Source organism: Rhabdaerophilum sp. (assembly GCF_046092605.1).
In the GTDB taxonomy this organism is placed as follows: Bacteria; Pseudomonadota; Alphaproteobacteria; order Rhizobiales; family Beijerinckiaceae; genus Rhabdaerophilum.
On record NZ_JBJTDY010000180.1, the window covers coordinates 1 to 13,268 of the forward strand.

The following is a 13,268-nucleotide window of genomic DNA, read 5'->3' on the forward strand; positions in this document are numbered from 1 at the left end:
GCATTGGCCGGCAACTCCCTCAGCACCTGCGCGGACCAGCCCCTGCCGCAGGATGGCGATGGCTGCGGCGAGGAGCTTCAGGACTGGCTGAAGAAGCAATATGCGGCGCTGATGACGCCGCGGCCGCCAGCCGACCCCAACGCCCCTCCCAAGCCCAGGCCGAAGCCGAGGCACTGGACCCTCGACGACCTGCCGGCGGAATGCCGCGAGGTTGCGCTGGCGAAATAGAGGTCGCGCTGGCGAAATTGGGGCTGTCTTGTGCTGTCCTACGCCGGCTTGACATGCGAAAGCCGCTCGAGTGCGGCATCCAGCGTCTCGCGCTTCTTGGCAAAACACAGCCGCATGATCGTGCGCACCGGATCCTCGGCATAGAAGGCCGAAACCGGGATGGCCGCGACGCCATGCTCGGCCACGAGTTTCTGGCAGAAGGCCATGTCGTCGTTCACGCCCATCGGCGCCAGATCCACATTGAGAAAGTAGGTGCCCTGCGAGGGCAGCACCGAGAAGCCAAGGCCCTTCAGGCCGTTGGCGAGGTAATCCCGAGCCTGCTGGAAGTCGTCGCGCATCGTCCGGAAGAAGGCGTCTTCCTTCGCGAGCCCGTAGGCCACCGCCGCCTGCAGGTTCGGCGGGGTGGTGAAGGTCAGGAACTGATGCGATTTCGAGAGCACCCGCATGATTTCTGTCGGAGCCATGACGAAACCGACCTTCCAGCCGGTGAGCGAGAAGATCTTCCCCGCCGAGCTGATCTTCACCGTGCGCTCGCGCATGCCGGGCAGGGCGCAGAGCGGCAGATGGACGAGGCAATCGAACACCACATGCTCCCACACCTCGTCGCAGAGCGCGATGGCATCGTGCGCCATGCAGAAATGCGCGAGCATGGAAAGATCCTCCACGGGGCACACGGTCGCGGAGGGGTTCAGCGGATTGTTGAACAGCACGAGCTTCGTGCGCGGGCTGAAGGCCGCCATCAGGCTTTCCGCCGTGAAGCGCCAATCGGGCGGGGAGAGCTTCACGAATTTAGGGATGCCCCCCGCGCGCTTCACCAGCGGCAGATAGGCGTCATACATCGGTTCGAACAGAACCACCTCGTCGCCGGGCTCGATGAGCGCGAAAAGCGCGCCGGCAATCGCCTCGGTCGCGCCGGAGGTGACCATGATCTCGGTGTCGGGATCGAAAGTCACGCCCTGATGATGCGAAAAATGGGTGGAAATCGCCTGTCTCAGCTCAGGAATGCCCATCATCGGCGGATACTGGTTCCAGCCGGAAATCACCGCATCCGCCGCCCTCTGGCGAATGTCCGGTGCGCCAGGATCATCCGGGAAGCCCTGCCCGAGATTGACGGCCCTGTGCTCGCGCGCCAGCCGCGACATGGTTTCGAACACGGTCGTGGAAAGGCCGGAATAGGTGGAATTGAAGCTGCGCGTCATCGCCCGGAACCGAAGGAAGGAAAGCGGCATCGCTTCTAGCCGCAGGCCCCGCGCTTGGCCAGCGCCCGCCAGATGCCGGCGACAACCAAGCTTTCTCTTGACGGACGATTGATTTCTGATAAAAATTAAAAACCGTCATACGTTATCCGTCACCAGTCAAATATCAATCCGGCGGGGAACTCCATGAATATCCGACAGAAAATCTCGGCCGACGACATGCGCGAGCGCATCCTCGTGGTGGCCGAGGAGCATTTTCGCCGCATCGGCTATGCGAAAACCGCCGTCGCGGACATCGCTCAGGCCATGGGCATGTCTCCGGCGAATGTTTACCGCTTCTTCCCCTCCAAGCTCGCGATCAATGATGCGCTCTGCGCGAAGGTCATGCGCGAGACCGACGCGCTCATCTCCGGCATCGTCCAGCGTCAGGCCCCCGCTTCCGAGCGGCTCGTGGCGCTCATCGTCGAGCTTCATCGCCACAACAAGGAGAAGCTCACCAGCGAGCATCGCCTGTTCGACATGGTCGAGGTGGCGATGGAGGAGAACTGGCCCGCCATCGAGGCGCATTGCGAAAGCGTTGTGAGCCAGATGGCGCGGCTTGTGGGCGAGGGCATTGCCTCCGGCGAGTTCCGGCCGGTGGACCCCGCCGATTTTGCCGAAACCGCCTTCAGCGCCACCGCCAAGGTCTTCCATCCCACGATGATCGCGCAATCGGCGCGCTTTGGGGATGACCAGGAGGATCAGGCGCGGCGCATCGCCCAGCTTATCCTCGCAGCCCTTCGTCCCTGAGATTTTCCTTCTTTCCATTCGAGGCTTGCCATGTCCTCCCCCGATACGCCCTCCCGTTCTTCCGCCTTCCTCTCCCGTCGCAATTTTGGAATCGCGGCGCTGGTGCTCGCCACCAGCGCTGCCGGTGCCTGGTTTCTGGTGGGGCGCCCGGCTGCCGAGGTTGGCAAACCGCAGGCTGAAAACCTCGAGAACCGCCCCGTGCTGGTGCAGAAGGTGCAGTTCGCACCGGCCGCTCCCGCGCGCATCCTCGTGGGCACCGTGCGGGCCCGGGTCGAAACCGATCAGGGCTTCCGCATCTCCGGCAAGGTGGCCGAGCGCCGCGTGCAGGCCGGTGATCGCGTGAAGAAGGGACAGGTCGTGGCGACGCTCGACCCCGCCGACCTTACGCTTCAGCGCGAAACGGCCGAGGCTGAACTTGCGGCTGCCAAGGCTTCCGAGAAATCGTCCAGCGCCGAGTTGATGCGCGTGATCGAATTGCGCGCCAAGGGCTGGTCCACCGAACAGGCGCTCGATCGCCAGCGCGCGGCCCTGGAAGAAGCCACAGGTCGCCGTCTGCGGGCCGAGCGCCAGCTGGAACTCGCCCGGAACGCGCAATCCTATGCCGAGCTGCTGGCCGAGGATGACGGGATTGTCGTCTCCACCAGCGTCGAGCCGGGGCAGGTTCTGGCCGCCGGCCAGCCGGTCCTGCGGATCGCCAAGGATGGCCTGCGCGAGGCGCTCGTCGCCATCCCCGAGCAGGAGATGGATGACATCCGCAAGGCTCGTGCCGAGGCGAGCCTCTGGACCGATCCGGGCAGGAGCTACCCGGCGAAGCTGCGCGAACTTTCGCCCGCGGCCGATCCGCTGACGCGCACGTTCCAGGCGCGCTTCACCCTGGAGAGCCTGCCGGCCGATGCGCCGCTCGGCATGTCGGTCTCGTTGGTGGTGCGCCCGGCGGAGGATGCGCGCGTGGCGCGCCTGCCGCTCGCCGCCATCCTCAACGAGGGGCGCGGGCCGGAGGTCTTCGTGGTCGATGCCTCGGGCGAACTGAAGCGCAAGCCCGTGCAGGTGACGGCCTATGAGGCGAAGGACGCGCTGATCGCCGGCGGCCTCACCGATGGCGATGCCGTCGTGGTTCTCGGCATCCACAAGCTCAAGCCCGGCCTCAAGGTGAAGCCGGTCACCGAACTCCGTCTCGGCTGAGGGGAACGACCATGAAGGGCGGCATCAATCTTTCGGCCTGGGCGGTTCGGCATCAGGCGCTGGTTCTCTTCCTTATCCTCGTCGTCACGGCGGCCGGTCTCATCTCGTATCTGCGGCTCGGCCGCGCGGAAGACCCCTCCTTCACCATCAAGGTCGCGACCATCACGGTCGTCTGGCCCGGCGCCACGGCGCAGGAGATGCAGGAGCAGGTGACCGAGAAGATCGAGAAGAAGCTGCAGGAACTACCCTATTTCAACCGGGCCGTGACCTATTCCAAGCCGGGCTTCTCGGCGACGCAGATGGAATTCAAGGATTACACCCCGGCCCGCCAGGTGCCGGAGCTGTTCTACCAGCTGCGCAAGAAGCTCAACGACATCCGCGGCAACCTGCCCTCGGGCATCATCGGGCCCAATGTCAATGACGAGTTCGGCGATGTCGATTCCATCCTGCTGATGATCACCGGCGACGGCGCGGATTACGCGAAGCTCAAGAGCGTCGCCGAGGATCTCAAGCGCGAGATGCTGCGCGTGCCCGATGTGGTGAAGGTGAACCTCTACGGCACGCAGGATGAGCGTATCTTCGTGGAGTTCAGCCATGTGAAGCTCGCCACGCTTGGCGTTCCGGTCACCGCGATCTTCGAGGCCATCGCCCGGCAGAATGCGGTCAATCCCGCCGGCATCTTCGAAACGGCGGCGCAGCGCATTCCGCTGCGCGTTTCCGGCGCGCTGGATGGCGCGGCGGCAGTCGCCGCGATTCCGATCGAGGCCGGCGGCCGCACCTTCCGGCTCGGCGACATCGCCCATGTGACACGCGACTTCAAGGACCCGCCGGATTTTCTGATCCGCCAGAATGGCAAGCCTGCCGTGGGCGTGGGCGTGGTGATGCTCAAGGGTGCGAATATCGTGACCCTCGGCGGGGAAGTGGACAAGGCGCTCGCCGCCTTCAAGGAGAAGCTCCCCATCGGGATCGAGATCGACCAGATCGCGAACCAGCCGCATGTGGTTGAAACCTCTGTGCGTGAATTCGTGCGCGCCTTCATCGAGGCGTTGCTCATCGTGCTCGCCGTGTCGTTCCTCTCGCTCGGCTGGAGGACCGGGCTGGTGGTCGCGCTCTCCGTGCCTCTGGTGCTCACGATCGTCTTCGTCCTGATGGATGCTCTGGGCATCGACCTGCACCGCATCTCGCTGGGCGCGCTCATCATCGCGCTGGGTCTGCTCGTCGATGACGCGATCATCGCGGTCGAGATGATGATGGTGAAGCTGGAGGAGGGGTGGGACCGGCTGAAGGCTGCGGCCTTCGCCTGGGAATCGACCGCCTTCCCGATGCTCACCGGCACGCTGGTGACGGCCGCCGGCTTCCTGCCGATCGGCCTCGCGAACTCGGCGGTGGGCGAATACACCGGCTCGCTCTTCATCGTGGTGGGCCTCGCGCTTGTCGCCTCCTGGTTCGTGGCGGTGGTGTTCACGCCCTATCTCGGCGTGAAGCTGCTGCCGGAGATGAAGGTGGAGCGCGACGCGAATGGTCGCCCCATCCTGCACCATGGCCATGCGGCGATGTATGACACGCCGATGTATTCGCGCCTGCGCCGCGTCGTGGCGTGGTGCGTGGAACATCGCGGCAAGGTGATTCTGGCGACCATCGGCATCTTTGCGCTCTCGATCGTGGCGTTCGGCCGCGTGCAACAGCAATTCTTTCCGCTTTCCGAGCGCCCGGAACTCTTCCTCGAGATGCGCCTGCCGGAGGGCTCTTCCATCGGCGCGACAAAGAAAGTCGCGGAGGAAGCGCAGAAGCTGCTCTCGGAAGATCCGGATGTCATCCATGCCACGACCTATATCGGGGAAGGGTCGCCGCGCTTCTGGCTCGGACTGAACCTCGTGCTGCCGAACGAGGCCTTCGCGCAGACCGTCATTCTCACCAAGGATGTGAAGGCCCGCGAGCGCATCAAGGCCCGGCTCGAGAAGGCCATCGCCGAGGGCGCGCTGGCCGCGGCCCGCGTGCGTGTCGATCGCTTCAATTTCGGGCCGCCCGTCGGCTTCCCCGTGCAGTTCCGCGTGGTGGGCGCCGATCCGATCGAGGTGCGCCGCATCGCCTATCAGGTCCGCGAGACCATGGCGCAGAACGCCAAGACCCGCGATCCGCATCTCGACTGGAACGAGATGATGCCCTCGATCCGCCTCATCGTGGATCAGGATCGCGCCCGCGCCTTCGGGCTCGACCCGACGGCCATCGCGCAGAGCCTGCAGACACTCGTCTCCGGCGCGCCGATCACCACCGTCCGCGATCGCACCGAAACCGTGCAGGTCGTGGCGCGGGCCGTGCCCGGCGAACGGCTCGACCCGACGCGCCTCGCGGATTTCACGCTCACCGCCCGCAACGGCGTGCCGGTGCCGCTCGCGCAGGTCGCGCGCATCACCTACGAGCATGAGGAGCCGATCCTGTGGCGGCGCAACCGCGACATGTCGATCACCGTGCGTTCGGACATCATCGACGGTGTTCAGGCCCCGGATGTGACGAACGAGGTCTGGAAGGCACTGCAGCCCATTCGCGATGCGATGCCGCAGGGCTATCGACTCGAGATCGGTGGCGCGATCGAGGAATCGGCCAAGGCCAATGCCTCGATCTTCAAGCTCTTCCCCGTCATGTTCATGGTGATGCTCACGCTGCTGATGTTCCAGCTTCAGAGCTTCTCGAAGCTGCTCCTCGTGTTTTCGACCGCTCCGCTGGGGTTGATCGGGGCCTCTCTGGCCCTGAACCTTGCCAACAAGCCCTTCGGCTTCGTGGCCTTGCTCGGGCTCATCGCGCTCGCGGGCATGATCATGCGAAACACGGTGATTCTGGTCGACCAGATCGACCATGATCTCGATAGCGGCCTGCCTTTGCGCGAGGCAATCGCCGAAGCCACCGTGCGGCGCGCACGGCCCGTGGTGCTCACGGCGCTTACGGCCATCCTCGCGATGGTGCCGCTCTCGGGCTCGGCCTTCTGGAGCCCGATGGCCTTCACCATCATGGGGGGCCTGTTCGTCGCTACCTTCCTCACTTTGCTGTTCCTGCCGGCGCTCTATGCCCTGTGGTTCCGCAAGAAGCTGAAGGCGGATGACCTGCGCGCCAAGGCGCCTCCGGCGGAGTCCACCGCGCCGGTCGCTCTGTCATCACCTCCGGCGCTGGCCACGGCCGCCGAGTGAACTCGGCCCTTGAGGCCCTTCCCGCCGCAACCTAACCTGCCGGTCAAACCAAGACCGGCGGGAGGCTGATGGGCATGATCGTGCAGGAGGAGCGGCAAGCGGCGGGCTGCATGCTCGCCAATCGCCTGCCCAATTACCTCTCGACCGACGAGGACCGGCGGGCGGCCGCGGATTCGCTCCGCCTCGTGCGGAGGATCGCCGGCCAGCCGGCGTCGCAGCGCTTCAAGCCGGAGGAGTTCCGGCCCGGCCCGGCATTGCACAGCGACGAGGAGCTCGTGCGCGCAGCCAGCGAGATCGGCACCACGGTCTTCCACCCGGTCGGCACGGCGCGGATGGGCCTCGCGGATGAACCGATTGCGGTGGTCTATGCGTTTCTCTCGGTCATCGGCTGCGAGGGGCTCTCCATCGCGGATGCCTCGGTGATGCCGACGATCACGTCTGGAAACACGAATTCCCCCGTGCTGATGATCGTGGAAAATGCCGCGGAACTCCTGCTTTCCGCCGACAGGAAGGCGCTGGCCGCCTGATGGAACCGGCTCGCATGCCTCGCGAAGGCCTCGCGGCGGTTCTCGCGCGCGGGCTCACGCGCCACCTCTTCCAGCGCGGGCTGATGGCCCTGCCGGAGGTGGCCCTCCCCAATGGGCGGCGCGCGGACCTGATGGCCTTCTCCCGCACGGGCGATTTGTGGATCATCGAGATCAAATCCTCGGTCGAGGATTTCCGCGCCGATCACAAATGGCGGGAATACCGGCCCTATTGCGATCGCTTCTTCTTCGCGAGCCATGAGGGCGTTCCGCCAGCGATCTTCCCGGAGGAGGCGGGCCTGTTCCTCGCCGATGGTTTCGACGCCGAGATGGTCCGGGATTGCGCGACTCCCGGTGCCATTCACGCGACCACACGCAAGAGTCTTATCCTGCAACTCGGCTGGATCGCGGGGCAGAGATGGCTCGGAACAAGCGATCCTGATGCCCTGAGGCCTGACCGCTGACCGGTTTTCGCGGGCCTATTTGGGCGCGCGCTTGGCGAGGATGCGCTGCAGGGTGCGGCGATGCATGTTGAGGCGGCGCGCCGTCTCCGAAACATTCCTGCCGCATAACTCGTATATCCGCTGGATATGCTCCCAGCGCACGCGATCCGCCGACATCAGCTGTTCGGGCAGGACCGGCTTCTCGCCCATGCCGCCATGAAGCGCCGCGTCGATCTCGTCGGCATCGGCGGGCTTGGCGAGGTAATCGAAGGCGCCACGCTTGATGGCCGCCACCGCGCTCGCGATATTGCCGTAGCCCGTGAGCACCAGAGACCGCGTTTCGGGATGGCGCTTCTTGATCTCGGAGACGACATCGAGGCCGTTCCCGTCCCCAAGCCGGACATCGATGATGGCATAATCCGGCGCGAAACTGGAAATGGCGATGAGGCCCTCGTCGACGCTGGCGGCGGTCGTCACGCGGTAGCCCCGCGTTTCCATCGCCTTCGCGAGGCGCGCGAGGAAGGGGCGATCATCATCAAGGATCAGGAGGCTGGGGTTGCCACCCATGGCAGTCATCTGGAGGCCATCCCGGTTTTTGGTCTGAACGTCCATAACCAAACCTCTGATGTTACCTTAACTGGATTCCGGGCTTCCCGAAAGCGTCTTTGCTTCCTTCAAGCCCGAGCGGCTCCCGGCAGCATCCGATGACAATCCGGAAATCTGAAATTCCCACACCTCGTTACGGACGAGTTCGTTAAACAGATGGCGCGGCCACATCAGACGAATTGTCGCACCGGTCTCCGGATCCACCCGGTTGGCGGCGTTCAGCGTGGCGCCGGAGCGTTCCAGCAGCACCTTCGCGATGAAGAGCCCGAGGCCCATGCCCCCGCCGGGGCCAGCTTCCGGGTTGTTCTCGTCCCAGGGGCGGGAGGTGAGATAGGGCTCACCCAGCCGCTCCAGCACAAAGTCGGGGATGCCCGGGCCATCGTCGCAGATCTCTATTGTCACGTCGCGATCATCCCAGCGCACGCTGATCTGCACCGCGGAAACAGCAAATTCCGCCGCGTTCTGCAAGAGGTTGCCGATTCCATAGAGCAGACCGGGATTGCGCAGGCAGCGCGGTTCGGGATCGGGCCCCGCGCAAAGCAGGGTGACAGGCGCGCCACGATCGCGGTAGCGCGCGATAACCTCCGCCACGAGGCCGGAGACCGTGACCGTGCGGAACGGCGCGGCATTGGGCTCACCGAGCGTCGTGATCTGCGCGAGAATCTGCCGGCAGCGTGCCGATTGTTCCTTGATCAGCTGGAGATCGGCCTTCAGCGCCTCGTCCTTGATCGAACCATGCAGAAGTTCGCCCGCCACCACGGCAATGGTCGAGAGCGGGGTGCCGAGCTCATGGGCGGCGGCTGCCGCGAGACCGTCGAGATCCGAGATGTGCTGCTCGCGCTCCAGCACGAGCTCGGTCATGGCCAGTGCCTGCGCGAGCTGGCGGGCTTCCTCGGCAATGCGCCAGGCATAAAGCCCGACGAACACGATTGCGGCCTGCAAGGCGAGCCAGAGCCAGGGCGAATAATAATCGGGAACCGCCAGAACCTCCCCACCGGAGCTGCGCAACGGCTCGTGATAGAACAGAATGAATGTCGTGGCCGCCATGGCCAGAACGCCGAGCACGATCGTGCGCTGGAGCGGCAGCGCCATCGCCGAGATGAGCACCGGCGCAAGGAAGAAGATCGAGAACGGGTTGGTAACGCCACCCGCGAAATAAAGAAGCGCCGCAAGCTGCAGGATATCCGCGCCCAGAAGCACGAAAGCGGCCGATTCCTCCATGCGATAGCCGGCCGGCGCGCGCACATGCAGCGCCATGTTCAGCGCCACCGCGAAGGCGAGCACCAGCCCGATGCTGCCCAAGGGCAGATCCAGCCCGACCGGGAATTCCCCGACCAGGATCAGGATGGCCTGCACGATCACCGCATACCAGCGCAGGCGCAGCAGCGTTTCGAGACGCAGCAGGCGGTGATCCCGCGGGAGTTTGGAACGCAGCCGTCTTGGCATGGTTTTCACCCTCGCCCCCTCGCGCAGATGCCGACACGTCCGATCTCGGATGGGCAAGACGGAAGCCCATTCATAGACCTCTTTCCGTCTCCCGGCCATACATGTTGCCCCGGGGATGGGGATTTCACCAATGGGAAAGCAGTTGCGGAAAAAATGTCACGGGCCTAAGCCCTTTTCCGGGGAATATTTCGAAAGTCGAATAGGAACTTCACGAACCTGCCGACATTGTCGCGTGTAGCAGCGGCAGACACTTCGCGGCCCGCGCGCTTGGGAGCTTGCTCTGATGATGAGACAATCCGGATATATGTTCTACGAGATGGCGCATGCGGTGCTGGGCCCTGCGCGCGCCGCGAGCGATGCCTTGCGGCTGTTCTACCGCAACCCGCTCAACCCGCTCACCCATACGGACTATGGCCGCTCCGTCTCGGCGACCTGCGAGCTCTTCGAGCGCGTGACGCGCCGCTATGGCAAGCCGATTTTCGATCTTCCGCAGACGGTTGTGAACGGCCAGCGTGTCGATGTCATCGAGCGCGTGGTGTGGCGGGCGCCGTTCTGCAACCTCATCATTTTCGATCGCGCGCTGCCGGTCAACCTGGCGCCGCAGCCCCGCCTGCTCATCGTTGCCCCGATGTCGGGCCATTTCGCGACCCTCCTGCGGGGCACGGTGGAGGCCTTCCTGCCTACCCATGAGGTCTATATCACCGATTGGGTCGATGCGCGGATGGTCTCGCTCTCGCAGGGTGGCTTCGACCTCGACGATTACATCGATTATGTGCGCGACATGATTCGCCTGCTCGGGCCGGATGTGCATGTCATGGCCGTCTGCCAGCCCTCCGTGCCGGTCATCGCGGCCATCGCGCTGATGGAGGAGGAGAACGATCCCGCCACCCCGCGTTCCATGACGCTGATGGGCGGCCCGATCGATACCCGCTGCAGCCCGACCGAAGTGAACAAGGTGGCCCAGAAGCGCGGCATCGAATGGTTCCGCACGAATTGCATCGCGCGGGTGCCGTTCCCGCATCCTGGCCTGATGCGTGAGGTCTATCCGGGCTATCTCCAGCTTTCGGGCTTCATGGCGATGAACATCGACCGCCACCTCACGGCGCATTGGGACATGTTCAACCACCTCGTTTCAGGCGACGGTGACTCTGCCGAGAAGCATCGCGACTTTTACGATGAATACATGGCCGTGATGGATCTCACGGCCGAATTCTATCTCCAGACGGTCGATACGGTCTTCGTGCGCCATGCCCTGCCGAAGGGCGAGATGCTGCATCGCGGCCGCAAGGTCGATCTCGGCGCCATCCGCCGCTGCGGCCTCATGACGGTCGAGGGCGAGAAGGACGACATTTCCGGCGTCGGCCAGACCAGGGCTGCGCATGATCTCTGCGTGAACCTGCCGAAGGAACGCCAGCTCTACCACCTCCAGAAGGAAGTGGGGCATTACGGTGTGTTCAACGGCTCCCGCTTCCGCCGCGATATCGCCCCGGCGATCGCGGGCTTCATCGAGCTTTGCGCGGGATATGCGGGTGAAGCGGTTGCAGCATCTCGTCCCGCGCTGCGCGCGGTGCGGTGATTTCACGGCAGGGACCATTAGACTGGGGCTCCCGGGATTGATTCGGAGCCCCTGTTTCCATGGCGCCTTCGCGGCTCATTGACCTGCCGATCCCCCCGCGCCTGCGCAAACCCGCCGCGCCGCCGCGCCCCATTCGCATCGAGATGCGGGATGGCCCACAGGAGATTGCCGTCGTCGTGCGCCCGGCAGCCCGGCGCATGATCCTGCGCATCGATCGCCGCACGGGCGGCGCGACCCTCACCCTGCCGCGCGGCGTGGCGCGCCATCGCGCCGAGCAATTCGTGCTCTCGCAAGCCGGATGGCTCGAAGCGCGTTTGAAGGCCCTGCCGCCGCGCGTGGCCTTTGCCGATGGCGCCACCTTGCCGATCCGCGGTGTCGAGCATCGCATCCGCCACGCCGGCGCGAACCGAGGCGCGACACGGATCGAACACACCACGGAAGGCCTCGTGCTTCTCGTGCATGGCGCATCCGATGCGCTGCCAGGCCGCGTGCTGCGCTTCCTGAAGGCCGAGGCCCTCGCCGATCTCACGGTTGCCTCCCGCCGGCATGCCGCAACCCTCGGGGTGGCGATCGGGCGGATCAGCATCAAGGATACGGTGAGCCGCTGGGGCTCGTGCTCGTCGCGCGGTAATCTCGCCTATTCCTGGCGGCTCATCCTCGCGCCGGGTTTCGTGCTCGATTATCTTGCGGCGCATGAGGTGGCGCACCGGCTGGAAATGAATCACTCCGCGCGCTATTGGCGGAATGTCCGCACGCTGGTGCCGGATTTCCGGGTGGCGGAAGACTGGCTCAACCGGCACGGCCCGGCGCTGCATCATTACGGTCCGTAATCCCTCTCCCAGCCCTGCAACGGGCGAAACCCGTTTCTTCAATGCCCGTGAGCGGGCAAGGCCCGCATCATGGCGCATTTGAAATCCGGCACGCTGGGAATGACGATCCTCCTCGGCCTGCTGACGGCCATCGGGCCGCTCTCGACCGACATGTATCTGCCTTCGCTGCCGAGCATCCAGCAGCATTTCGGCGCAACGACCGCGCAAGCGCAGTGGACACTCTCGGCCTATCTCCTCGGCTTCGCCTTGGGGCAGGTCTTCTACGGCCCGTTGTCCGATCGTCGCGGCCGCAAGCAGGTGATGCTGGCCGGGCTCGCGCTTTATGCCTTCGCCAACCTCGCCTCGGCCATGGCGCCCAGTCTTGAGGTGCTGATCGCCGCACGCTTCCTGCAGGGGGTGGGCGCGGCGGGACCGATGGTTCTGGCGCGCGCCATTGTGCGCGATCTCCATGAAGGCCGCGAGGCCGGCCAAATGTTGGCGCGCATGGGCACGATCATGGGCATCGTGCCGGCCATCGCCCCGATGCTGGGCGCGGGCATCGAGATCCTCTCGGGCTGGCGGATGAACTTCCTCGCCGTGGTGTTTCTTGCGATCGCTCTGGGCATCGCGGTGGCGCGCCGGCTGCCAGAGACCCTGAGGCAACCGCTCGTTTCGCCCTTTTCGGTGCGCGAGATCATGCGCGGCTATGGCGAACTCTGCCGGGACGGACGCTTCACGTCCTTCGCGCTGCTCAGCGCGGTGACCTATGCGGGGCTCTTCGCCTTCATCTCCGGCTCAAGCTTCGTGATGCAGGGGCATTTCGGTCTTTCCCCTGCCGGCTTTGCCGCCACCTTCGGCGTGATGGTCCTGGGCTACATCCTCGGCACGGTCATGGCGCAGAAGGTGGTGGCCTCGAAGGGAAGCCTGCGCGCCATCGAGATCGGCGCCGTGCTGCAGGCTGTCGCTGGCCTTGCGCTTCTGGGCTTTTCGTTCGTGATGCCATATTGGTTGGCGGGGCTTGCCGTGCCCATGGCCTTCTACGCGATGGGCGTGGGCTTCACACTGCCTCAATCCGCTGCCGGCGCGCTGATGCCGTTCCCGGATCGCGCGGGCAGCGTCTCGTCGCTGCTGGGGATCATGCAGATGAGCTTCGCGGCCATCGTGGGGGCGCTGGTGGGCGCTTTCGTGTCGCAGAGCCCTGTCGCGCTGACGGCCGCGACGGCCCTGATGGGCCTGATCGGAATGGCGACCCTGCCGCGCATCCGGCGTGTCAGCACATTTTCCTGA

Annotated in this window: 12 protein-coding genes; 9 read left to right on the plus strand and 3 right to left on the minus strand. The window is 65.0% G+C overall.

The window, feature by feature from the left end:
- The coding region (locus tag ACKODO_RS14280; RefSeq protein ID WP_408984109.1) for a penicillin-insensitive murein endopeptidase at window positions 1-228 on the plus strand (228 nt) is incomplete at its 5' end.
- 38 nt (window positions 229-266) lie between these two features.
- On the opposite strand, the gene ACKODO_RS14285 is transcribed toward ACKODO_RS14280, so the two are convergent.
- Window positions 267-1,427 carry an aminotransferase gene (locus ACKODO_RS14285; RefSeq protein ID WP_408984110.1) on the minus strand — a complete coding sequence of 387 codons (1,161 nt, stop codon included), beginning with the start codon at window positions 1,425-1,427 and terminating at the stop codon, window positions 267-269.
- A 183-nt stretch (window positions 1,428-1,610) separates the two neighbouring features.
- On the opposite strand from ACKODO_RS14285, the gene ACKODO_RS14290 reads away from it, so the two are divergent.
- The 5 genes from ACKODO_RS14290 to ACKODO_RS14310 all read left to right on the plus strand — a co-directional run bounded on the left by ACKODO_RS14290 (window position 1,611) and on the right by ACKODO_RS14310 (window position 7,565).
- Window positions 1,611-2,213 (plus strand): TetR family transcriptional regulator, encoded by a 603-nt coding sequence (locus ACKODO_RS14290; RefSeq protein WP_408984111.1) that lies wholly within the window; start codon window positions 1,611-1,613, stop codon window positions 2,211-2,213.
- 30 nt (window positions 2,214-2,243) lie between these two features.
- Complete coding sequence (locus tag ACKODO_RS14295; protein ID WP_408984112.1) at window positions 2,244-3,395, plus strand: efflux RND transporter periplasmic adaptor subunit; 1,152 nt, start codon at window positions 2,244-2,246, stop codon at window positions 3,393-3,395.
- A gap of 11 nt (window positions 3,396-3,406) precedes the next feature.
- Complete coding sequence (locus tag ACKODO_RS14300; RefSeq protein WP_408984113.1) at window positions 3,407-6,577, plus strand: efflux RND transporter permease subunit; 3,171 nt, start codon at window positions 3,407-3,409, stop codon at window positions 6,575-6,577.
- Between the two features lie 68 nt (window positions 6,578-6,645).
- Window positions 6,646-7,104 carry a GMC oxidoreductase gene (locus ACKODO_RS14305; RefSeq protein ID WP_408984114.1) on the plus strand — a complete coding sequence of 153 codons (459 nt, stop codon included), beginning with the start codon at window positions 6,646-6,648 and terminating at the stop codon, window positions 7,102-7,104.
- A gap of 14 nt (window positions 7,105-7,118) precedes the next feature.
- A complete protein-coding gene (locus tag ACKODO_RS14310) occupies window positions 7,119-7,565 on the plus strand; it encodes an MmcB family DNA repair protein (protein WP_408984115.1) in 447 nt (148 codons plus the stop codon).
- Between the two features lie 15 nt (window positions 7,566-7,580).
- Here the strand turns inward: ACKODO_RS14310 and ACKODO_RS14315 are convergent, their stop codons facing one another.
- Both ACKODO_RS14315 and ACKODO_RS14320 read right to left on the minus strand, forming a co-directional pair.
- Complete coding sequence (locus ACKODO_RS14315; protein ID WP_408984116.1) at window positions 7,581-8,120, minus strand: ActR/PrrA/RegA family redox response regulator transcription factor; 540 nt, start codon at window positions 8,118-8,120, stop codon at window positions 7,581-7,583.
- Between the two features lie 57 nt (window positions 8,121-8,177).
- Window positions 8,178-9,596: an ActS/PrrB/RegB family redox-sensitive histidine kinase gene (locus ACKODO_RS14320; protein ID WP_408984117.1), complete on the minus strand. Its 1,419-nt coding sequence runs from the start codon at window positions 9,594-9,596 to the stop codon at window positions 8,178-8,180.
- A gap of 283 nt (window positions 9,597-9,879) precedes the next feature.
- On the opposite strand from ACKODO_RS14320, the gene ACKODO_RS14325 reads away from it, so the two are divergent.
- From ACKODO_RS14325 to ACKODO_RS14335, 3 genes are all read left to right on the plus strand, one after another.
- Window positions 9,880-11,172, plus strand: a complete 1,293-nt coding sequence (locus tag ACKODO_RS14325) for a polyhydroxyalkanoate depolymerase (protein WP_408984118.1) — start codon at window positions 9,880-9,882, stop codon at window positions 11,170-11,172.
- A 59-nt stretch (window positions 11,173-11,231) separates the two neighbouring features.
- Window positions 11,232-12,002: a M48 family metallopeptidase gene (locus ACKODO_RS14330; protein ID WP_408984119.1), complete on the plus strand. Its 771-nt coding sequence runs from the start codon at window positions 11,232-11,234 to the stop codon at window positions 12,000-12,002.
- Between the two features lie 69 nt (window positions 12,003-12,071).
- A complete protein-coding gene (locus tag ACKODO_RS14335; protein WP_408984120.1) occupies window positions 12,072-13,268 on the plus strand; it encodes a multidrug effflux MFS transporter in 1,197 nt (398 codons plus the stop codon).